Annotated in this window: 19 protein-coding genes; 10 read left to right on the top strand and 9 right to left on the bottom strand. The window is 38.1% G+C overall.

Annotated elements, in window-relative coordinates:
• Nucleotides 1-9: 9 nt before the first annotated feature.
• Entirely contained in the window at nt 10-1,359 is a 1,350-nt protein-coding gene (locus ACMGGO_RS15165) for an IS1182 family transposase (protein WP_420281576.1), read from the bottom strand.
• A gap of 561 nt (nt 1,360-1,920) precedes the next feature.
• On the opposite strand from ACMGGO_RS15165, the gene ACMGGO_RS15160 reads away from it, so the two are divergent.
• From ACMGGO_RS15160 to ACMGGO_RS15150, 3 genes are all read left to right on the top strand, one after another.
• The gene (locus ACMGGO_RS15160) at nt 1,921-3,228 is read left to right on the top strand and encodes an ATP-binding protein (protein WP_420282015.1); all 1,308 of its coding nucleotides are present in this window, start codon (nt 1,921-1,923) and stop codon (nt 3,226-3,228) included.
• 99 nt (nt 3,229-3,327) lie between these two features.
• On the top strand, nt 3,328-3,876 hold the full coding sequence (locus tag ACMGGO_RS15155; RefSeq protein WP_420282014.1) for a histidine phosphatase family protein: 549 nt from the start codon (nt 3,328-3,330) through the stop codon (nt 3,874-3,876).
• 13 nt (nt 3,877-3,889) lie between these two features.
• Nucleotides 3,890-4,735: a GNAT family N-acetyltransferase gene (locus ACMGGO_RS15150; RefSeq protein WP_420282013.1), complete on the top strand. Its 846-nt coding sequence runs from the start codon at nt 3,890-3,892 to the stop codon at nt 4,733-4,735.
• A gap of 176 nt (nt 4,736-4,911) precedes the next feature.
• On the opposite strand, the gene ACMGGO_RS15145 is transcribed toward ACMGGO_RS15150, so the two are convergent.
• Nucleotides 4,912-8,013, bottom strand: a complete 3,102-nt coding sequence (locus tag ACMGGO_RS15145; RefSeq protein ID WP_420282012.1) for a copper amine oxidase N-terminal domain-containing protein — start codon at nt 8,011-8,013, stop codon at nt 4,912-4,914.
• Between the two features lie 371 nt (nt 8,014-8,384).
• On the opposite strand from ACMGGO_RS15145, the gene ACMGGO_RS15140 reads away from it, so the two are divergent.
• Nucleotides 8,385-8,609 carry a transcriptional regulator SplA domain-containing protein gene (locus tag ACMGGO_RS15140; RefSeq protein WP_004232790.1) on the top strand — a complete coding sequence of 75 codons (225 nt, stop codon included), beginning with the start codon at nt 8,385-8,387 and terminating at the stop codon, nt 8,607-8,609.
• Nucleotides 8,610-8,621: 12 nt separating this feature from the next.
• Nucleotides 8,622-9,650 (top strand): spore photoproduct lyase, encoded by a 1,029-nt coding sequence (splB, locus tag ACMGGO_RS15135; RefSeq protein WP_048389930.1) that lies wholly within the window; start codon nt 8,622-8,624, stop codon nt 9,648-9,650.
• Between the two features lie 30 nt (nt 9,651-9,680).
• Here the strand turns inward: splB and ACMGGO_RS15130 are convergent, their stop codons facing one another.
• Nucleotides 9,681-10,124 (bottom strand): NUDIX hydrolase, encoded by a 444-nt coding sequence (locus ACMGGO_RS15130; protein WP_103117744.1) that lies wholly within the window; start codon nt 10,122-10,124, stop codon nt 9,681-9,683.
• Between the two features lie 123 nt (nt 10,125-10,247).
• Between ACMGGO_RS15130 and ACMGGO_RS15125 the strand changes: the two genes are divergently transcribed.
• Nucleotides 10,248-11,183, top strand: a complete 936-nt coding sequence (locus ACMGGO_RS15125) for an arginine deiminase family protein (RefSeq protein WP_048389934.1) — start codon at nt 10,248-10,250, stop codon at nt 11,181-11,183.
• Nucleotides 11,184-11,200: 17 nt separating this feature from the next.
• On the top strand, nt 11,201-12,514 hold the full coding sequence (locus tag ACMGGO_RS15120; RefSeq protein ID WP_420282011.1) for an amino acid permease: 1,314 nt from the start codon (nt 11,201-11,203) through the stop codon (nt 12,512-12,514).
• On the opposite strand, the gene ACMGGO_RS15115 is transcribed toward ACMGGO_RS15120, so the two are convergent.
• Nucleotides 12,461-13,264: a YqcI/YcgG family protein gene (locus tag ACMGGO_RS15115; RefSeq protein ID WP_420282010.1), complete on the bottom strand. Its 804-nt coding sequence runs from the start codon at nt 13,262-13,264 to the stop codon at nt 12,461-12,463. The two genes, ACMGGO_RS15120 and ACMGGO_RS15115, sit on opposite strands and share 54 nt — an antisense overlap.
• A 524-nt stretch (nt 13,265-13,788) precedes the next feature.
• Nucleotides 13,789-14,226 carry a MarR family winged helix-turn-helix transcriptional regulator gene (locus ACMGGO_RS15110; protein ID WP_016994314.1) on the bottom strand — a complete coding sequence of 146 codons (438 nt, stop codon included), beginning with the start codon at nt 14,224-14,226 and terminating at the stop codon, nt 13,789-13,791.
• 121 nt (nt 14,227-14,347) lie between these two features.
• Here ACMGGO_RS15110 and ACMGGO_RS15105 point away from each other — a divergent pair, with 121 nt between their 5' ends.
• Nucleotides 14,348-14,935 carry an NAD(P)H-dependent oxidoreductase gene (locus ACMGGO_RS15105; RefSeq protein ID WP_054550751.1) on the top strand — a complete coding sequence of 196 codons (588 nt, stop codon included), beginning with the start codon at nt 14,348-14,350 and terminating at the stop codon, nt 14,933-14,935.
• Between the two features lie 24 nt (nt 14,936-14,959).
• Here ACMGGO_RS15105 and ACMGGO_RS15100 read toward each other — a convergent pair whose 3' ends face one another.
• The 4 genes from ACMGGO_RS15100 to ACMGGO_RS15085 form a co-directional block, all read right to left on the bottom strand.
• A complete protein-coding gene (locus ACMGGO_RS15100; RefSeq protein ID WP_420282009.1) occupies nt 14,960-16,033 on the bottom strand; it encodes a sensor histidine kinase in 1,074 nt (357 codons plus the stop codon).
• Complete coding sequence (locus ACMGGO_RS15095) at nt 16,030-16,707, bottom strand: response regulator transcription factor (protein WP_420282008.1); 678 nt, start codon at nt 16,705-16,707, stop codon at nt 16,030-16,032. Before ACMGGO_RS15095 ends, ACMGGO_RS15100 begins: the two co-directional genes overlap by 4 nt.
• A 14-nt stretch (nt 16,708-16,721) precedes the next feature.
• On the bottom strand, nt 16,722-18,479 hold the full coding sequence (locus ACMGGO_RS15090; RefSeq protein ID WP_115673419.1) for an ABC transporter ATP-binding protein: 1,758 nt from the start codon (nt 18,477-18,479) through the stop codon (nt 16,722-16,724).
• Nucleotides 18,480-18,610: 131 nt separating this feature from the next.
• Nucleotides 18,611-20,329, bottom strand: a complete 1,719-nt coding sequence (locus tag ACMGGO_RS15085; RefSeq protein ID WP_054550754.1) for a PucR family transcriptional regulator — start codon at nt 20,327-20,329, stop codon at nt 18,611-18,613.
• A gap of 214 nt (nt 20,330-20,543) precedes the next feature.
• On the opposite strand from ACMGGO_RS15085, the gene ACMGGO_RS15080 reads away from it, so the two are divergent.
• Nucleotides 20,544-21,152: an ankyrin repeat domain-containing protein gene (locus ACMGGO_RS15080; RefSeq protein WP_081011059.1), complete on the top strand. Its 609-nt coding sequence runs from the start codon at nt 20,544-20,546 to the stop codon at nt 21,150-21,152.
• 31 nt (nt 21,153-21,183) lie between these two features.
• Nucleotides 21,184-22,059: a DUF2877 domain-containing protein gene (locus ACMGGO_RS15075; protein ID WP_420282007.1), complete on the top strand. Its 876-nt coding sequence runs from the start codon at nt 21,184-21,186 to the stop codon at nt 22,057-22,059.

Genomic DNA, 22,059 nt, shown 5'->3' with positions numbered 1-22,059 from the left:
GCTACCTTCTTAAGCTGCCTGCCACGTCCAAGTAGCCAGTTTCTTTAAATTCATGGCAGCAAAAGTAAGCATCGCCTGCATGGACAATTTTTTTAGACCTCTTAAGGTTGTCCATCGCATACCATGCTTTTCTTTTGCATCCGCAAATACACGCTCAATCGTTTCTTTGCGCTTTGCATAAATCTGTTTGATGTCATAGGAATGGCGTAAATGTTCAGCTTCCTCCACATACGACTCCCAAATATGGCGTTGAATGAGTTTTTGATGATGCTTACTTTCTGTACATTGGGAAAGGCTTGGACACTTCGCACAAATCAAAGGATTCGATTTATATTGCCGATATCCTTCTTTCGTCGTTGTTGCATACTTCAATATCTGCCCTTGTGGGCAAAGATAACAATTATAGTGCTCATCATATATATACTCATGCTTTCGGAAGAATCCATCTTTCGTTTTAGGACGTGTATAAGGAAGAACAGGCAACATTTGATTCTCTAATAAAAAATTCGTAATCGCTGGTGTTTTATAGGCTGCATCTGCCGCAACAGCTAATGGTTTTTGAACGTTTTCAATGACTTTTTCCACAAGTGGCTGTAATACATGACTATCGTGCACATTTCCCGGAGTTACAATGGCACCCAAGACAAAGCCCTTTTCATCTGTCGCTGCATGAAAAGAATACGCAAACTGCTTCGTACGTTCATCCTTCACGTAATAGCCACTTTCAGGATCTGTCGTGCTTTCCTTTATTTCTTTCCATTCTTCCTTTTCAAACTTCTCCGGGGGAAAGGGCTTTTTTCCGTGTTCCTCACGATCAATATTTAACTCTAATTGAAGTTTCTCTTCATAAGCCCGTGTTTCTTTTCGCACAACTTTTTTATCATACTTTCGTTTATTCGCACTCGCTTTCACATGCGTAGAATCGATAAATAAATGGTCTGCATGGAGGAGTCCTTGATGCATAATCTCTTTTAATATACGATAGAATATCTGCTCAAATATATCAGTGTCTTGAAAGCGACGGACATAATTTTTACCGAAGGTAGAGAAATGCGGGACTTCTGTATGGAAGCCAAACCCTAAAAACCAACGATACGCCATATTCGTTTCAATTTCTTTGATGGTTTGACGCATGGACCGTATACCAAAAACGTACTGAATAAACGTCATTTTAAAGAGAACAACAGGATCAATACTAGGGCGTCCTTTAGCAGAGTAGAGGTTTTCTACTAAAGGATAGATAAATGAAAAATCAATAGCCGCCTCTAGTTTTCGTACTAAATGATCTTGGGGAACTAATTGATCAATCGTTAGCATTTCTAATTGTTCACGTTCATTGATTTGATTTTTCGTCATCATGGTTGATCACCTCGAAAGTGTACTTTTTATCAATAATTCTTTATGTAGAAGTTGATTGGAACGAAGGGTGGCGACTCCTGCGGGAAAAGCGGGAAAGTCGAGATCCTGGACTGAGCGAAGCGAGGGAAGCAGCTCGACCCCGCCCGCGGAAAGCGTCCGCCCGTAGTGGAAATCAACGGCTTTACTTTATTTTATTGTAAAAGAAAAAAGACTGTAGGCAAACTCAAAATTCATTGAGTTTGTCTACAGTCTGAGATCAGGTATTGTTGATACCTGATCTTTTTTTGATACCTTTGCTTTAGTGGTTTTTTCAATTTTCCATTTAAATAGGAAATGAGACATAAAAAGTTATTACTTATCTTTTTAGTTTACTTTCTTGTCAAGGATTATTAAACTATTTGTTACAGTGTGTAATTTTGGGTATGAATAAAATAAAAATTGATTTTGTGTTTTAATTTATGTAGGATATACAAGCAATGTTTGCTTTACAAACAAAAAATAGAGTTAATTATAATATAATAATATTCTAGAATATTTATAGATGAGGAAGTACCGTTTTTTATGAAAAATAGAAAAATAAAACTAATATTAATTCTATCAACGATTTTATTATGTTTGTTTACAAGTTTAAACATCTTTACATCCTATGTAAAAATAAAAAAGACCGTTGAAGAGTCGATTGCCAATCAAAGCTTAGAGGCAGCCCATTCTATTGCTGCATCCATAGATACTTATGCCTATCAGCAATTTTTAAATAATCCACAGGAAAATGATTATTATTGGAAAGTAAGAAATTATTTAAACGATGCAAGGATAAAATTAGGTGCACTATTTGTTTACACCTTAAAGGTGGATAATCCTGAAGTATCTATAGCCATGATTACAGGGATGCCAAAAGAAATGAAAGAGGGCTTCGGTATTGGCGTGGTTTGTACTGTCCCTGCAAAGCATGTTGAAAAGGCCTATAATGGTGAAACCTATGTTACAGAGGTAATTCATGATTCTGAACATGGGTCTTATTTATCTGTTGGTGCACCCATCAAAGATGATAATGGAACAATTATCGGGTATTTAGGCATTGACATTAGTGCAGATACGCTAAATGGTATTAAGGGTAAAGTCATTGAAGACAACCTATTTAATTTTATTTTTAATGGTGTACTTATTTTAATTGTCATCGGTTCTTTTTTATTTTTACAAAGATGGTATCAAAAAGAGGTAGCGAAGGAAGTTGGCGCTACAGAGGACACATATCTAGCAGAAATCAAAACATTGATTACTTCGGTGTCGTCCCTACGTCATGATTTTACGAACCATATCCAAGTGTTACATGGTTTATTACAATTAGAAAAAACAGATCAGGCGAGACAATATTTATCCTCACTATCAAAAGAAGTTCAGGCGATCAAGTCATTAAAATTAAATATTGATCATCCAGGTTTGTCCATCTTATTGCAAACGAAGAAATTAACGGCTCAAAATCATCATATTGATATGGATTTTACGCTTTCTCAAAATGACTTTAATAAGATTAAAACGACAGATTTAATCAAGATTCTATCCAATTTAATTGATAATGCGATTGATGCTGCTGTTGAATTACCTGAGGGAAAACGTAAGATTAAGATTTGCTGTACAGCAGATGAATCTCAGTATGAATTTAAAATTACCAATACTGGGCCAAATATTGCGAATCCCGATCACATATTCAAACAAGGATTTTCAACGAAAAAACATGAGAATGGTAGACTAAGAGGGCAAGGCTTATTTATTGTCAAAGAAATTGTCACTAAATATAATGGTCATATTTCAATTGATTCATCAAAACATTTAGAAACGACTGCTATTGTCAGAATTCCAATAAAATAACAGAAAAAAGCTTCCTACAAAAAGTTGTGGGGAGCTTTTTTCTATGTACAGTACATACATTACAAAGTAGAAAGTGATATGATGAAGGAGATGAAGAAAATGGAAAAGGGTCTCCTAGCGTTATTGAGAAAAGGTGGGCTAACTTTATATGCAAGACACGGAACAGCAACTATTGGTGTAGATCAAGCATATGGTACATTTCAAAGTTGTCAAAATCAACGGAATTTATCCGATCAAGGTCGTAGGGAGGCAATTTATTATGGTCAAATGCTACGCTATTGGCAAATTCCCATCCTTTCCACCATCACTACCAGTCCTTTTTGTAGGACCATTGAAACAGCACGTTTGGCATTTCCCAACAGCAATCTCCAAATTGACCCCTTCTTGTTTGAAATCTTTATGTTAGGTGGCAATCTTCCTACAGTAGTGCAAAGCAGTATATTAACGATTTCTACATCGATGCTGGAAATCATTCCACCTGAGGACATAAACAACATAATCATTGGGCATAGCTTTCCAAGAAATGTGGGGCTGGGCATCATTTCGAATATGGGGACGGTTGTCATAAAACCTAAAGGTCAAGGACATGGTTATGAGATTGTGAGAAAACTAACCTTAGAAAATCTAGCAGCATTAGATTCCATTTGAAAAGAGTGATTGTATGAAGATTAAAACAGTTGCACAATGTACATTAGATGAAGTATTGAAAGCATGGAACAAAGGCTTTGAAGGTTATTTTATTGAAATTAATATGACAGCAGAAATGTTTTTACAGCGACTAGTGGGGGAAGGCTTATCTTCTGAGCATTCTATTGTCGTTTTTGATCAAGAGGAACCGATTGCCATTGTGATGAATGGCTTTCGTACCATCGATGGCCAAAAAACAGCTTGGAATGGTGGGACTGGTATTTCTCCAGCATATCGTGGTAAGGGTGTCTCGCGCATATTAATGGAGGAAACCCTAGCTATCTATAAGCGAGAAAATGTAGAATTGGGTACGTTAGAAGCCATTAAGGAAAATCAGGTAGCCATTGCCTTGTATGAAAAATATGGCTATGTGGTTGCCAATCAATTACTATTTTTAAGCGGCGAGTATGAAGCCAAGGTAACATCTACAGTAGCCCTTCATATAGCGACCATTCGCCCAGAGCAGCTAGCACATCTATCTTTCTATCGGGAAAATGTTCCTTGGCAGTGTAACTGGCAGAGCGTGAAGCATGGGGAAGCAAAGGTGTTTTATAATGATAACCATGAATCACTTGGCTATATGCTATACAAAACATTGTGGAATGAATATGGTGAGGTGGAGCGTATTCTACTTTATCAAATGGTGATACTAGAGGAAAGTAATGTAGAGTTAATAACACAGTTTTTAGCAAGTATTACAACACATAAAGTCCATTTGACGACAGTGAATTTCTTAGCGAGCAATCCAGCAACGAGCTATTTGTTAAAGCATGGATTAAAGGTGACAACAGAGCAGGTACAGATGACAAAGCAACTATAAGCTTGGTTGTCGTTCAGTATACGAAGTGATAAAAAAGTGGAAATAGAGCAATGAAGTATATAATGCAATCGGACCATGTTTTAAACAGAGAAAAGTAATCTATTATTATAAAACAAGAAGGTACTCTTTATGGTGATGTATACACCATAGGAGTACCTGCTATAAAAGTAATGGACCTATTGATTAGTTTGAGGGTCTTGGGACGCCCCATTATTATTGTTATTTTCAGGATATTTCTGGAGTTGCACCGAATTAATTGATGTGTTCGATAGCGAATAAGTTCCTTTCGCCAAAATCAGAACCTTAGCAACATATTCTGTAGATGAATCAAGTTGATTACCAAATGCATCTACTGGTTTGCTTAGCGCTTGGCTAACGTTGGAGAGAGGATTCGGTTGAATTCTGGTGCTATTTGGATTGCTAATAGCATCCCCCAATTTGAAACTTTCTGCTTTATCCTTCGGCAACATAAACACTCTATACTCCGTTACGCTTTGACCATTTTTGACATCGAAACTAATGTTAATATCGTTATATTTATATCCCTTATTCAAGAGACTAAGTGTCACTTTCTCCACTGATCCAGCGGCTGAAAGGTCTTCCAAAACAATGTAGGAAGATGGGTAGGATAAGCTATACATTTCCTTAGAATTTCCACCACCTACAGACAAGATATATACGCGATATTCTTCGCCATTCGTTATAAGTCTTCCGTCTGTATCTCTACTAGTAGCTCCCAATTCCATACTATATTGGCCTTTACCCCAACTTGTATAATTAGTTGCTCTAATAGCTGTATTCAGATCAAAGTCATTTGCCTTTGATGCAGGTACAACTAGAATACGGTAACTATCTATATTTGATTCATCAGAAGGTTTTGTAAACGAAATCTGTAGATCTCGACCATCTCCATAATCACCAACATCGCTAACATTAATATTGCTTACTGCCTGAACAGCTTTGCTTTTACTAATTGTAATCACAGGTGAAGGAGAGGATAGAGCGTAGGCATTTAAAGAGTTACCATTTGCAACAGTCAGTACATAGACGCGATAGCTAGTTCCTTCTGTAATAAAATTACCTCGTACATCCCTAATCCCATCCAATGTTCTATTTGCTGCTAAATTTCCACCTTTGCTTTCTGTGATGTAATAAGAGCTACTATTGGCTTGTGAAAGATTAAAGCTACTGTAATATGCAGTTGGTACCATTAAAATCCGATAATGATTAACATTCGATTCATCTGTAGGCTTCGTGAATGTTACTTGCACATCACGGCCATCCCCTTTATCATCGATATCTGCAACATTCAAATTAGTTACAGCTTGCACAGTGAAGTTCTTAGTTAGTGTAACTGTAGACGTTGCGGCAGTTAGCGCATTGTTTCCTAATGTATTTCCATTGGCAACAGTCAGTACATAGATACGGTAGTTCGTACCTTCTTTAATAGTATTTCCGCGCACATCCCGAGTATTTTCAGATAACGCTTGCTCATATGTGGATTTCCCAGATTTATTAACAGTTGTGTAATTGCTGCTGGATACGCTATTAGCATCCGTCAGACTAAAATTATTGTAATTTGCTGTTGGTACCACCATAATTCGATAGTGATTAATAGGTGCCTCATCAACAGCTTTATTGAATGACACAAAGAGGTCACGACCGTTACCATTATCACTCACATCGCTGGCAATGATATTCGACACTGCACCCACATTGTTGCTTAGCAGCGAAATCATATTGGAGGCTGAAGAAAGCACATTATTTGCAGAGTTATTAGTTACTGCCATAATAAATACACGGTAGCTAACGCCATTTTGAATGGCATAACCGTCAGTATCTTTTGCTCCTGCAGAGAGCACCTGAGTAATATTGTTGCCTGTTTTGTTCACTTGTGTGTAATAAGTGCTAGGTAAACTGTTGGCTTTTGTCAATGTAAAGTTCGTATAGTTGTTAGCTCTTACAACAAAAATTCGGTAAGAGTTAACATTAGATTCGTCAGACACTTTGTTGAAGCTAACTCTCAAATCGCGTCCATCGCCAAAATCATTAACATCATCTACTTGTGTAATAGTTGGAGTAGATACAGTAAGCGTTACTGCTAATGAAGCAGGCGAGAGTTTATTCATGCCAGAATTCGTATTACTTACAGACATAACGAACGCTGTGTAGGATTCGTTATTCTTTATAAAGTCACCTGAAGTATCTCGTGTTGAGGAAGACAGAGTTGCTATCAACGTACTGCCGTTGCTTCCTGATTTGTCCACTGTTGTATAATAATTGCTGGATAAATTATTCGCAGTGGTAAGACTAAAGTTGTTAGCATCCTTGGTCTTTACTATAAACACACGGTAATTGGAAGTATTGCTATCATTTTGTGGACGAGTAAAGCTAACTGAGACATCACGTCCATCGCCAAAATCGTTAATATCGCTAATCTTCACATTTGTTACTGCGGTAACAGTAGACATGTTTGTTAGAGTAATCTTCGGAGAAGAAGTTGATAGTACGCTAGAATAAGAACCTTTGCCAATGGCAAGTATATAAACCACATAAGACTGATCATTTTTTATGTAGTCTCCGTCCACATCTCGCGAGTTTTGCGATAAAGTTATGGCACGATTCGCATTTGAAGTCGATACCACCGAATAATTAGAAGAGGAGACTTTAAGAGCTGATGACAAATTAAAACTTTTAGAAGCCTTCACAACCATAACCCGATAATGATCTACATATGATTCTGTAGACGATTTAGAGAAGCTAACCTCAAGATCACGCCCATCTCCCTGATCATTCACATCTCGAACTGACACATTGCTCGCTGGAGCAATACTGATATTACTTGGAGTGTCAGATTTAATAGATACTTGCTGTTTTTCCGAGTTCCAATCAACATCCTGCCCAAGTGCTTCACTGACGAAGCGTACTGGTACCATTGTTCTACCTTTTAATACCTGTGCTGGTACATCAAGCGTTACTGTCTGGTTATTAATAGTAGCTGTCTTTGATTTAATCTTGAGAACTACCGTTGTATCACCTTTTATCCCTGTGACTGTTTGAGTCTTTTGGTCCCAGTTTACGCTTGCATTCAATGCTTCAAAGATCGCTCTAAGTGGTAGCATAACACGTCCTTGAATCATCGCTGGTGGCTGATCGGTTTTTAATTGCACCCCATCCACATTAATTGTGATGGCTTTTGCCGCTTGTGCGGTTGCCGGCTGTAATACTAACGGTACAATAAGTATCACAGCAAAAAGTAAAGTCCATATTTTTTTCATAAATTCCACCCTTCTTCATGCCATTTGATTGACTTAGCATGACATCTAATTTAACGTATGAGCAGCCTAAAAGTTTCACCCTTTTACCTTTTGAAGAAAATTTAACCATCATGCAGTTTTGATACGTATTCTGGCTTACTTTCCTTACAAGAGGATTGAAAAGAGTAAGGGAATTTTGAGTGGATAACCTCACACTATTCGACGTAGGAGAATTGAATAAAGCAGGTTAAATTGAAGTGTTACAATTTACGGGAAGTGCAATTTTCTTAAAATAACCGCACGACTGTATGTATATTACCAACTAAATTTTTTATGACATATTTTTTGTACACTTTCACCAAACTAAGGGAAAGGCAGAGGAAGGTGAAGAGATGCAACAACCATTTGATGTGGGTGATATTGTTTATATTTTTTACCGCAATCCACATATTCAAGATGTAACGAATATACAGGAAGCGGCAGTCGTTTATCATCCAGAAAAACCAGAGGAGCTAGCTCTATTTTTATTTGAAACCTATTATCCAATCACGAATGACATGGTGATTTTTGCAAGCGAGATGGCGGCTGAACAGGCCTATCACCAGTATTTTCATTAAGGGAGGACTCATATGATAAAGCCATTTACCCCTCAGCTTGTTTATTTTGAGCCAGATGCCCTCCAGTATCCATTAGGTCAGGAGCTAAAAGAGAAGTTTGAGCAGATGGGAATTGAAATTCGCTATACAACTTCCCATAATCAAGTGAGAAACCTTCCTGGAGACAATGATTTTCAAAAGTATCGGGTAGCAAAATCGACCTTAGTAGTGGGTATTCGAAAAACATTAAAGTTTGATACATCTAAGCCCTCAGCGGAATATGCCATCCCATTTGCGACTGGCTGTATGGGACATTGTCATTATTGCTATTTACAAACAACTATGGGCAGCAAACCTTATATTCGGACGTATGTCAATGTCGATGAAATCCTAGAACAGGCCGATCACTATATGGCTGAACGAGCACCTGACATCACTCGCTTTGAGGCATCCTGTACTTCTGATATTGTAGGAATTGATCATCTTACGCATACCTTAAAGCGAGCCATTGAGCATTTTGGACAAAGTGAGCTAGGTCAGTTACGATTTGTAACGAAATTCCATCATGTGGATCATTTATTAGATGCCAAGCATAATGGTCGTACAAGGTTTCGTTTTAGTGTCAATGCTGATTATGTGATTAAGCACTTTGAGCCAGGTACATCACCATTGGAAAAGCGCATTGAGGCAGCGGGGAAAGTGGCAAGAGCTGGATACCCACTCGGATTTATTGTTGCGCCAATCTATCTTCATGATGGCTGGCAGGAGGGCTATTATCATATGTTTGAGCGATTGGACGCTGAATTGCCAAAGGATGTGCGCGATGACATCACCTTTGAATTTATTCAACATCGCTTTACAAAGCCTGCAAAACGAGTGATTGAAAAAAATTATCCAATGACAAAGCTAGAGCTCGACGAGACGGTAAGACGGTATAAATGGGGCAAATATGGCATAGGTAAATATATTTATCAAAAAGAGGAAGAGGAAGACATTAAGGAACATTTGTATCGCTATATGCAGAAATTTTTCCCTCAAGCAAAATTAGAATATTTTACATGATAATTAGAGAGAGAACGGCTTGTTTTCTCTCTAAATTAATTGTGCGATATAAGGTTCAATATATCGACGATCTTTTAAATCGTTTGGTAAATGGTAAAGAGAGAAATATTGCATTGTCTCTGATTCATTGTAATCAATCACTAAATTACCAAGCACATTTCTTGTATAGAAGACTGCTGTAACGGCGTATAATTCGTCCCCATTCGAAACTTGAAGGTAACAATCCGGACCAGAAAAAACACCTAGTAACTGTAAATCTGTGATGGCTAGTCCTGTCTCTTCTTGTACCTCTCTTTTGGCAGTATCCTCTAAGCTCTCTCCTAATTCCATTAAGCCTCCAGGGAGCCCCCAACCGCCATCATATCTTTTTTGTAGTAATATTTCGTTTTCAGTATTAAGAATGAGAACCACCGAACCAGGTAAAATAATTGGTTGGTGTCCTACATACTGTCTTAAAAATTTATAGTATTCCATAATGACACCTCTTTCTCTAAATAATTATAATTGGTAAATTCTTCTTAATTATGGTCTTTGTATAATCTGAAAGTCAATGGTAACGCTAACATAGATTGTTGTGAAGAAGGAGAGAATACTTGAATGGATTCATTTCAACTAAATTGTTGGTCAGAACATGGAGAACTGAAAGTAGTGATGCTTTGTGCACCTTCACTCGTAGATGTAACGGATTTAACAATAGCAGAGCAGGTTGGTTGGAGTGATACGGTCAACCATCAGAAGGCGATGGATAATTTCATGGCATTAAAGACAACATTCGAAAACGCAGGGGTACATGTACTTGATTATGCAAGAGAACTAGCCCACGATCAGCAGCTATTAAGTGAGCAGCTCCTCAATCGTTATTTTGTGCGTGACCTAGCCTGTGTCATTGGGAATCGGCTTTTACTTGGAAATGCTGGAACCTCACTTAGAAAACCAGAGTACCCTCTTGCACATTCACTATTAGAAAAATGGTTTCCACAACAATGGAAAGCTAATTTGCAGCCGCTTCATTCCTTCGAATGTGGAGATTTGTTAATTTTAAATAAAGATGCTGTACTTATTAATCTTGGAATGAGAACTTCGATAGAAGCTATCGAAAGCTTAAAGGAAGGCATTTTTCAAGAGGGGTTTTCTGAAATTGCCATAATTGATTTACCGAAAAGCAATGATACACTGCATTTAGATATGAATTGTAATGTTGTAAATGCGAATCTGGTTGTTGCTAAAAGCTTTGTACGCCATTTTCCTATTCAGGTGTTAACAGCTCAAAGCAGTCGTTTTGATATGGTAGAGTCATTTTTAAAGCGTCATGGTTTGGATGTTTACTGGCTGAACTCGTATAAGACCATTCCAGACATCAACTTTATTAACCTGAATCCAGAAACACTGTTGATAAGCAAGCAGGCAACACAACAACAATTATTAGCGCATCCACTGCTGAAGAATAAAAACTTGCTTGAAGTTGATGTCACGGAGCTTGAAAAAGGCGGTGGTGGCATTCGATGTATGACATTGCCATTGGTAAGAACGTAACGAAGGGTTGAGAACAAATGACTTCAAAATCAGCTAAAGGAAGTATGGCCTGGTGGCAGCTTTCGCTTCTTGGTATCGGTTGTACTTTGGGCACTGGCTTTTTTCTTGGGACAAGTATGGCCATTCATAAAAGTGGGCCTGCGGTATTAATACCTTTTTTATTAGCGGCCATTTGTACGTATATCGTGTATGATGCACTTGTTAAAATGTCTGTGGAAAATCCAGATAAAGGCTCTTTTCGTACCTATGCCAAGCAAGCCTTTGGACGCTGGGCAGGATTTAGCAATGGCTGGGTGTACTTGATTTCTGAGCTATTAATCATGGGAAGCCAGCTGATGGCGCTCGGCATTTTTACGAAATTTTGGTTTCCGGCACTGCCCCTGTGGATTGCTGCATCGATTTATGCTGCTATTGGTTTAGTCGTTATTCTCACAGGCATGAAGGGCTTTGAAAATTTCCAAAATATCTTCGGTGCCTTAAAGGCAGCTGCCATCATTATGTTCATTATTGTAGCAGTGGTCATCATCATGAAAGGTACACCATCTACTACAATGGCTTCACTTCAAGCTAATTATGAAGCATTTTTTTCACAAGGACTAAAAGGTATTTGGCTCGGATTACTTTATGCCTTTTATGCCTACGGAGGAATTGAAGTGATGGGTTTAATGGTCATCGATTTGAAAAATCCAAAAGAGGCGCCAAAAGCGGGGAGAATTATGCTGATCGTGATTACCGTTATTTTTATCATGGCCATCGCCCTTGCATTAGTACTCGTTTCATGGAAAGACTTTTCGATTGATGAAAGTCCTTTTATTACAGCGCTTCAAGGACACCATATCCCTTTTGTGGCAGATATCTTTAATGGTGTGCTAATCATTGCTGGTTTTTCAACGATGGTGGCCTCGCTTTACGCGGTGATCACCATTCTCACTACACTTGCAGAGGATCATGATGCACCGGCAGTCCTTGCAAAGAAAGGAAAAATGAAAGTTCCTTTTCCAGCCTTTTTATTTTTAACGAGTGGGCTAGTAATTACGATTGTAATTGGTTTTTTGATGCCAGAAAAAATCTTTGAATATTTGATTACAGCGGCGGGTTTAATGTTGATCTATAATTGGCTTTTTATTTTAGTGACCTACTGGAAGCTCATGGAGTTAACTAAGTGGGGGCATGCAAAGAATGCTATGGGGATGTTGCTCATTGCTGTGACGGTATCTGGAACTTTAGGTGAAAAAACAAGCAGACTCGGTTTTTATGTGAGCCTGCTCTTTATAGCCTTAATCAGTGTGGCGACCTGGATTGTTGTGAAAAGGCAAAAAAACATTACGTAATGAACCGTTTTCCTGAGACATCCTTAAAAAAGGACATTTGGATGGACTATGGTTATCATCACTTAAGAAGTACTGCTTCCATTCATAACTATCTTCTTGCCCATACCATTTCAAATCTGGATGTCCTGGGACTGTGTCGTAGTCTGCAATCCGCTGACGAATGAGCTTTTTGATTTTTCGCCCAAAGGCTGTGGTGTCGTTTATATCATCGAATATCCAACGGGGTTGAATGGCCATTAATAAAGTGGAAAAATGACGACTCTTTCGCAATTTATGGGCTGGTGTTGCACAAGAGATAAAATAGGGTTCACCATGAAAGCAAAACTCCCATTCATGGTGAGTAGGCTCCATTGGTATTCCTTCAGGCCAATTCATCTCATCCAATTTGGTTAAATTATTTAATATGGACCAAAATAACTGCTGATAATCTGCTACCTCAAAGCTATCTTGCATATCGTGAGGGGTATGAAAGAACACAGTAAGAGTTGTATACTTCCCGAAAGTTCGTGATGCTTTCGTATAGTCCTTTAAGCATTGTGCTAACATTTTAATCGATTGCTCTTCCCGTGGATCCCCGACAAAACTATAGCGCAAATGGTTTGATAAAAAGCCCATTCTTGCTGGTATACACGGAAACGTATTTGCTTCATCCGCAATCGTGGCAGCAAAATCTGTATAGGCTGACCGTTGCCATAATGGAAGTGTATCAAACTGTTCTTCAATCCACTCCCGATTAAACACTACTTCCACTTGAGACTCCTCCTTCTACTCACCTTTATACTATTAAAGAAAAGACAAAGTGGTTACGAATCTGTGGTGCGTGACACTAAAGATTTTTAATGATTCAAGTCAAATTATGGCTAACCTTTTTGCGTGTAAGATGAATAATTCCATAAAGAAGAATAAGCAGTTTCGGTTTAGAAGTGATCACTCCGAGCAAGGAGATGAGCAATTTGAAGTAAAAGAGAGCGCTTCGAACCAAGGAAAGAGCGGCTTTGCATGAAAAGAGAGTGCTTCAAGCCAATAAAAGAGCGGCTTTGAATCAGAAGCGAGCACTTTAAACCAAAGAAAGAGCGGTAGCGATTGAAAAGTGATCACTTAGAGCAAAGGAAAGAGAGGTTTTGAACAAAAAATAATCACTTCGAGCAAAGAAAAGATCGGTTTTGAAAAAAATGATCACTTCAAACCAAAGCAAGAGCAATTTCAGTCAAAAAAGATCTCGCCTCCTGCTTCTCCAATAGTAGCGATCACCACACCCGAAAAGCAGCATGTTCTTAGCCGTTTTGCTGTAAAACCTTTTCCTCTAAAATGGTTAGAGCATGTTGGATGTCCTTTAGATCATCCTGTGTTGCGTGTTGAATAAGCTGTAAAAAGCGTTCTTCGATACAGGCAAATGCCTCCTCCATCATTTTTTCACCCTCTTTGGATAAACGGACATACTGCTTTCTGCGGTCGGCTGTGTCGTTAAATTTTTCGATTAGCTGCCGTTCCTGCAATTTCCGAAGTTCACGGCTTGTGTTGGGTAGGGACATATGCTGACATTCACTGATTTCCGTTGGTGTGACAGGTTGGCTTACTTTAATATATTCAAGAATTTTATATTGTAGCGGTGTGATATTCGCAGTGTTAACATTTTGTGTGAGATCATGTGTCACTTGATGGATTGTGGCTGTAAATGCTACAAACTGATGAAATAAAGCGCTTTTATTCAATGGGATCACCTCTTACTGTCAAGATAACAAATAACTTGTCCTAAAACAATTATCATTTGACAACTAAAATGAAATGAATTATTATTTTGTTATCAAATGATAAGTAATGAGGAGGCGCACAATGAAAACGTTAATTGTTTATACATATCCCAACCATAAAAGTTTAAATTATGCTTTTTTACAAGAAGTGATAAAGGGGTGTCGAGAGAATCCTACCATCGAGGAGATTCAGATACTAGATTTATATGAAGAAGAGTTCGATCCACGCTTAATTTTCCATGAACATAAACGACGTCGTGATATGTATCGGGATCCGAAAATGGAAAAATACCGCCAACAGCTCTCTTGGGCAGATCAAATTGTATTTGTTTATCCGATCTGGTGGGGGAGACCGCCAGCCATGCTGTTAGGATATATCGACCAATTATTTGCAGCAAATTTTGCTTATCGAGATACAAAGGGTTTATTTCCAGAGGGTCTTTTAAAAGGGAAATCTGTAGTCTGTGTGTCCACGATGAAGGGGCCAACCAATTATCCATTTTTATGGTTGAACAATGCACATAAAATTTTAATGAAAAGGGCGTTGTTTAAATTTGTTGGAATGAAAAAAGTGAAGTTTTTTGAGTTTGGTAATATGGAAAGTAAAAAGGGGAAGCAACAGCAAAAACTAAATAAAGTATATCGATACTTTAGTAAAGTAGCATACTAGAAAAAATAACTCATGCAGACGGGGTTAGTCGTTTGCATGAGTTGGCGTACTGTCGATGGGGACAGTAATCAAAAATCTTGTATATTCTGCTATTTTGCTTTCTACAGCAATGGTTCCATGATGCATCTCAATTATTTTTTTGACAATGGCTAGCCCTAATCCGCTACCGCCATTTCCAGCAGTTCGCGATTGATCGGCCTTATAAAACCTTTCGAAAATATGCTTTTGTTGTTCTTCGGTTAAGCCTATGCCAGTATCTTGAACCCGAACGGTTATCGTGTCGAACTGCTTTTTCATAGATAATGAGATGGTTCCATTGGTAGGTGTAAACTTAATACTGTTTGTCAGTAAATTCATCCAGACTTGATTCATCAAATCCTCATCTGCAGTGATGCTCAGGTTATCAAGATCGAGATCAAAGTCAATCTGTTTGGCTAACCAATTCGGTTCTAGTGCCAGCACAACATTGCGTAATTGTTTATCGAGTCGATAAGTTATAGGTTCAAATGGATGGTGCTGCGATTCTAAGGAAGTTAGCTTGAGCAAATTGTCGCTAATTTTTGATAAACGATTACTTTCTAATTCAATTATAGCTAAATAATGCTGACGTTTTTCTTCAGGTAGGTTAATATTTTTCAAAGCCTTGGCAAAGCCATTAATAGACGTTAAAGGTGATTGAATTTCATGGGAGACATTGGAAATGAACTCCTGACGCATTCTTTCCAGTTCACCTAACTCAACAGCCATATGATTAATACCATGAATCAATTGCCCAAATTGATCCTCCTCATCTGCTCTCAAATCCAGCTGAACATCAAAATCACCTTTTGCCATGCGGCTTAATGCATCTACAATCGTATCCCAATAGTTACGTTGTCGATTTAGTCCGATTAAAAAGATAATGGCAGCTGAACAGGCAAAGAGTGCAAACACCCCAATCACTGTTGCTAGTTGTAGCCAAAATCCATGAGGCTCAGTTCCTAACCGTCCATACAGCCATGAAGTTACATGATAGGAAATAAAAGCGAAAACGGTGTTTGCAATCAGAAACAGGCAAAAGACCAGCGCTAATCTTAACAAGAATCTTCGTTTTCTCATGTGCCTAGTTCCAAGCGGTAACCAAGACCACGAATGGTGCGAATGACAAAGCCACTCGTCTCCTGTGGAAAGCGTTCTCGTATTCTTTTGATATGGACATCAACTGTTCGTTCATCTCCCTCATAGTCGTAGCCCCAGATTTCTTCGATCAACTGTTCACGGGAAAAGGTTTTGCCAACATAGCTTGCAAGTGTAAATAATAGCTCGAACTCCTTCAAACGAAGGAGAATCGTCTCGCCGTTCATTTCCACTTCATGTGTATGGCGATTTAATTTGACATTTCCAGCTTCTACAACTTGAGAAAGGGAGATACGATATCTTTTTAAAATAGACTTAACACGTACGATTAGTTCGGCAGGCTCGAATGGCTTCACAAGATAATCATCTGTCCCTAAATGAAAGCCCTTGATTTTTTGAGAGGTTTCTCCTTTAGCTGTTAGCATAAGGATTGGTAGATCTGTATTCAATGAACGTATTTCCTCACATAATGCCCAGCCATCCATGTTGGGCATCATAATATCCATCACGACCATATCGACTTTCTCAGTGTCTAATTTAGACAGTGCATCGACGCCATCGATAGCTTCTATTACTTCTAAGCCCTCGTTTTGCAGAAACACTTTCACCAATTCGCGAATATGTGCATCATCATCCACGACTAATAGTTTTGTCATCTCAACAAACCCCTTTATTCTACGTCTTTAATGCGTAATTGCTGCATGGCAAACTCACGATACATAGCATGTGTTTCAAAGAGTGTTTCGTGTGTACCACAGCCTGTAATATGCCCTTTCTCAATAAACAATATTTGATCGGCATCTACCACTGTCGATAAACGGTGCGCAATGACTAGTGTTGTGCGTCCTTGCATTAAGTTGTCTAATGCTTTTTGTACATAAATTTCTGAATTACTATCTAAGCTTGATGTTGCCTCATCCAGCATTAATATTTGCGGATTACGTAAGAGCGCTCTTGCGATAGAGATACGCTGACGTTGTCCTCCTGAAAGCTTGATGCCTCGTTCTCCAACTTCAGTATCGAACTTATCTGGAAGCTCGTTAATAAATTGATCTGCATAGGCCATTTTAGCCACTTTTTCTAGCTCATCATCTTGCACTTCACGGTCTATACCATAGCAAATGTTTTCTCGAATCGTACCTGAGAGCAGGGCACTTTCCTGCGCTACATAGCCGATTTGACTGCGCCAAGAGTGGAGTGAAAAAGTTTCGATTGGTGTATCTCCTAGTGTGATACTGCCGTTCGTTGGCTGATAATATCGTTCTAGCAGTGAAAATGTAGTTGTTTTACCGCCACCACTTGGTCCAACGATGGCTGTTACTTTGCCTGGCTCAATTGTGAAGTTAATATCGGATAAAATGGGCTCCTCACCATAAGAAAAATCAACATTTTTAAGATAAATGGGTTGATCTATTTTTTCTACTGTTAAGCCTTCTTCAATATGTTCTTCCTCGTATTCAAGCAATGCACTAATTCGTTCTGTAGCACCCATGGCTTTTTGGAGCTGGGTAAAGAACATCGTTAATTGCGTCATTGGCATAATGATTTGGATTAAATATAAAATAAATGCCACCATATCGCCAGCCGTCAGCTCTCCAGAGGAAACACGGACACCACCATAGCCAATAATAGCTACAAGCACAGACATCAGAACGAATGAAATCAGCGGGGAAATCAGTGCATGAATTTTTGCTTCTTTTAAGCCAAATGTAAAGAGATTCGTAATGCCCTTTTTTCCACGCTCATATTCAATTTGCTCAGCATTTGAAGCCTTGACTAGGCGCGTTTCAGGTAAAACTTGATTTAATACAGACGTAAATTTTGCTGTTTCATCTTGCATCCCTTTTGAAATCACAAACATGCGTCGCCCTAACAACATTAAGATCACCATAGCCAGTGGTACGGCAATCAGCATGACTAATGTCATTTTCCAATCTAAAAATAGAAGAATGATGATAGAACCTATAATGGAAATAACGCCAGATAAACAGTTTGCTAAATGCTCTGTTATAAGCTCTTTCACAACCCCTGTGTCATTCGTAACACGGCTCAATGTTTCGCCTGTATCATGTTCATCATAATAGGGGATTGGTAAATGCAACAGCTTTCGCCATAGCTGGTCACGTAATTTTGCCACAACATGATGTCCAACTCGATTTAAATAATAGATGGATAAGCCACTGGCAATAGCCTGTGCGATAAAGGCAATACCTAGTACAATAATTTGCCAATAATTAAGCGATTCTAACGAAAAGCCATCCACTAATTGTTTTGTAAATAATGGAACAATAAACCCTACACCTGTCGTTGCTAAACTCATCACTAAAGCGATGACAAGTAGCCATATCGGTGGTTCGGCACGTTTTACTAACTGTATAAAACGGCGCCAATCTTTTTGTTTAGACATATCATTTGATGTTTCTTGCAAAGAAATAAGCCTCCTTCATTGTCTGAAAACAATGTATTTCGTTTCTATGGCTTTACTATAGCATGCGTTTATGAACTGAATATGAAATGAATGGTCATCAAAAAAGGTGATGCGATCACCACCTTTTGATACTAGTCTGCAAATTCATCGTGGTATAAAGACTTACCAAGCAAGCGATAGATTCTTAAGGCTAGCTGGATTTGTAACAGCTCCTCATAGCTTTTTAAATCTGTTTTTAAAATTTCTTTAATCTTTTCAATCCGATAAATTAACGTATTGCGATGGATAAACATTTCCTTGGCTGTTTCACTTATATTCATATGATTGATAAAGTAATTTTCTAATGTAAGTAGATAGCTTGTCCCATGTAATAGATCATGCTCAAAGACAGAACCCAAGCTTTCTAAGAAAAAGTCCTTTAGCTGCACTTCATTAATATTCGAATCTAAAAAATGATAAATGGAGTGATCCGCATAATGAGCCACTGCTCCACGCTCTTCGAAGCGGTGCATAAGACGGAGAGCTTCATGTGCCTCTGCAAAGCTTTTATGGACAAAACGTATATGTTTATATTCTTTGCCAATTCCCATTAAGAAAGAGCTTTGCGTATGTTGCTGTACTAATAATTGGAGAATGTTTTCTGCGTATTGCTTTGTTTCATTGATCGTGAAATCTTGTTTGCTGTCTTGCTGTCCAACTAATATAATGATTTGATTGTTGCGATAAAGGCATGTAATTTCTCCATTAATTGTGCTAGAGTGCTCATAAATTAAATTCATACATTTTTTTGCAATATTATCGGTTTCGTATTTTCTAGAAATTAAATCATGCTGGTTTTGCAAATTTTCATGGCTAATAGAGATGACGATGCAATAATATTTATGGTTGATCTTTAAGCCGTGGAGATCGCATAGTGTTTGTAGCGTTTCAAGCGAAGTGATTTTTCCAGTCAATAAATCATCAAAAAACTCTTGTTTAATCTTTAGACGTACACCCTCAATTTCCTTCTGTTTTATCCTTTCTAGTGCCACAATCGTGGAGGCTTGCTCTAAAACGATGAAATCAAACTCATTCAGATCCCGTACAGTTTGCCAAATGACAATATAGCCATAAATATAGTTGGCTACTGCAACAGGAAGAATTCTACATTTTACGGCTAGATCTTCTAATTGATAGATTCGTGTAATGGATTTTTGCATTTCATTGAGATCATTCGGAATGGTATTTATAAAATCCTTTGAAAATGTTGGACGATTCTTCTTTAAATTAATGCCATAGGCAAGGGGCACAGGATTCGTATCAAGATCTGTATAATGCAGTAAATTCCAGTCATTATCTAAAAAAATAATCGGGTTATTAATTGTTTCAGCTAACTTAGAGGAAATAGATTCGATGCCTCCTCCTTCAAGCGCCACCTTAAATAGCGTATTGTGCATGTCCAAAGATTTTCTATTTAATAGATCATAACGGCCAGATGCCTTTTCATTGATAATCGAGATGACCTTGGAAAGGGTGTAATTATAAGGTAACTCTAATAACGGCAATCCATGCTGATTGGCAATATCGATCATGTTTTGAGGCGTCTTTTGTAAATAGCGTCTCATTTTAATAACAAGGCCTGCACAATTGATTTTAGAGATTTCTTGGATAATTTTATTTTGTAAGGCTTCGTCATCTTGGAAGATGTAACCAGTCGTTAACAGTAATTCATTCGGTGTCAGCCAATCAAATGCATCGGGATTTTCGATAATATTCACAAGTGCAATTTCATTGTGAATTCCTTGCTCTCCAGCAACAATTTTAATTCCTTCAAGTGCCTTTATCTCTAATATATCTTTAATTGTTAGCAAATGATTTCACTCCTTCGCCATAATCTTATCACAAAACATTGTACATATTGCCTAAATGATCTTCATTCTTTTTGGTTTTGCTAAACAATGATATCTACGGCATAAGAGAATAAAATAAAGCTTGTAAGACGGAAATGTGAAAGTAGTAACATTCTCGCGGTTTATTTCTTTTTAGTTGAAATGAACAATAGGTCAGAGAAATGGAGGAATGAAATTGGTAGATATGAATGTGGTCTCAGAATTTTTAACTGCAGCTGAAGCAGGTGATAATAACGCTCTGAAAGGTTATTTACAACAAGGTGTGGATATTAATTCTCAAAATAAGCGCAAACGTACAGCAATTTTACTTGCTGCGATGAATGATCAATTAGAAACAGTAAAATTTTTAATTCAGGAAGGGGCAGATATTGACCTTCAAGATCAAATTTGTTTAAACCCATTTTTGTATGGATGTATAAATGGAAAGTTAGAGCTTGTGAAAATAATGCTACAAGCAAACACAGATTTAGAGCGTTTAACACGCTTTGGCGGTGTAGGGATTCATCCAGCAAGTGAGAAGGGCTTTGTTGAGGTAGTTCGTGAACTTGTAACGACTACAGACATCAATGTCAACCATACAAATATTTGTGGATGGACACCATTGATTGAAGCCATTCTCCTCAATGATGGGGGAGAAAAGCAACAAGAAATAGTTCGTCTATTAGTAGAACATGGAGCAGATACACAATTAGTGGATCAATATGGTGTGACACCATTAACAATGGCTAAAGAAAAAGGATTTACTGAAATTGAAAAAATTCTACTAGAAGCAGGAGCGAAATAGTAGTACTCCTACGACATAAAGAGGTGTACATATGATACATGCCAAATTGGGTGATGATTATTTCCTGCAGCAAATAGTGGCGACGTTTACGGGAACGGTTCATAGCGTGTTTAAACATGCCTTAAATATACGGAGTGATGGTAAGGATGAAATTTTTACACTTGCTACGAAGGCAATGGATCGGGCACCCAATACACTTGTCATTGATCTTGGTACATTGGATCACCTGGGCATTCAGCAACATGACAGGGTATCGGTTCGCCATAATCAACTATTAATAGAAGAAAAATTAATAATAGCGATCCCTACCGCCTCTCGTTGGCAATGTCAGCTACCTATTTATCCAGCAAATTGTACACGCTTAAAAATGAATATGATTCGTGTTAAACAATTCATTGATTTACATGGGAAAGGCGGCGGCATAAAACGTAATGATTCTCCCGTCAGTGAATTTGAAGCGGAGACATCGAGATTATTACAGCAGCGTACAATTTTACTTTATGAGGAAATATTGAATCAACGTTTGGATCGTTTTCAGGCATATGCAGCTGATTTAGTAGGCTTGGGGCCAGGGCTAACACCATCAGGGGATGATTTTTTAGTAGGCTTATTTGCTATCATTCACTTACAAAATAGCCCGTGTTCTATGTATAAACCTTTGTGTGAAAGCGTCATCAAAGTGATTCAGCCTTTGACCAATGAGATTAGCTTTACAACATTGAAGAAGGCAGCATATGGACAAGTAAGGGAGTCCATCTGTTCATTCATACACGCCATTTTATATGGCACAGAAGTGGAATCCATTGAGGCTCTGAGAAAGGTGCTTGCTATTGGCTCTTCCTCAGGAACAGATATTGCCTTAGGGCTGATAAGTGGCTTAGAAGCCAATATAAAATTAGGAGGATAA

It is taken from the genome of Lysinibacillus sp. BNK-21, from assembly GCF_048684915.1.
Lineage (GTDB): Bacteria > Bacillota > Bacilli > Bacillales_A > Planococcaceae > Lysinibacillus > Lysinibacillus capsici.
This window is presented reverse-complemented; position numbering and strand designations above follow the sequence as displayed.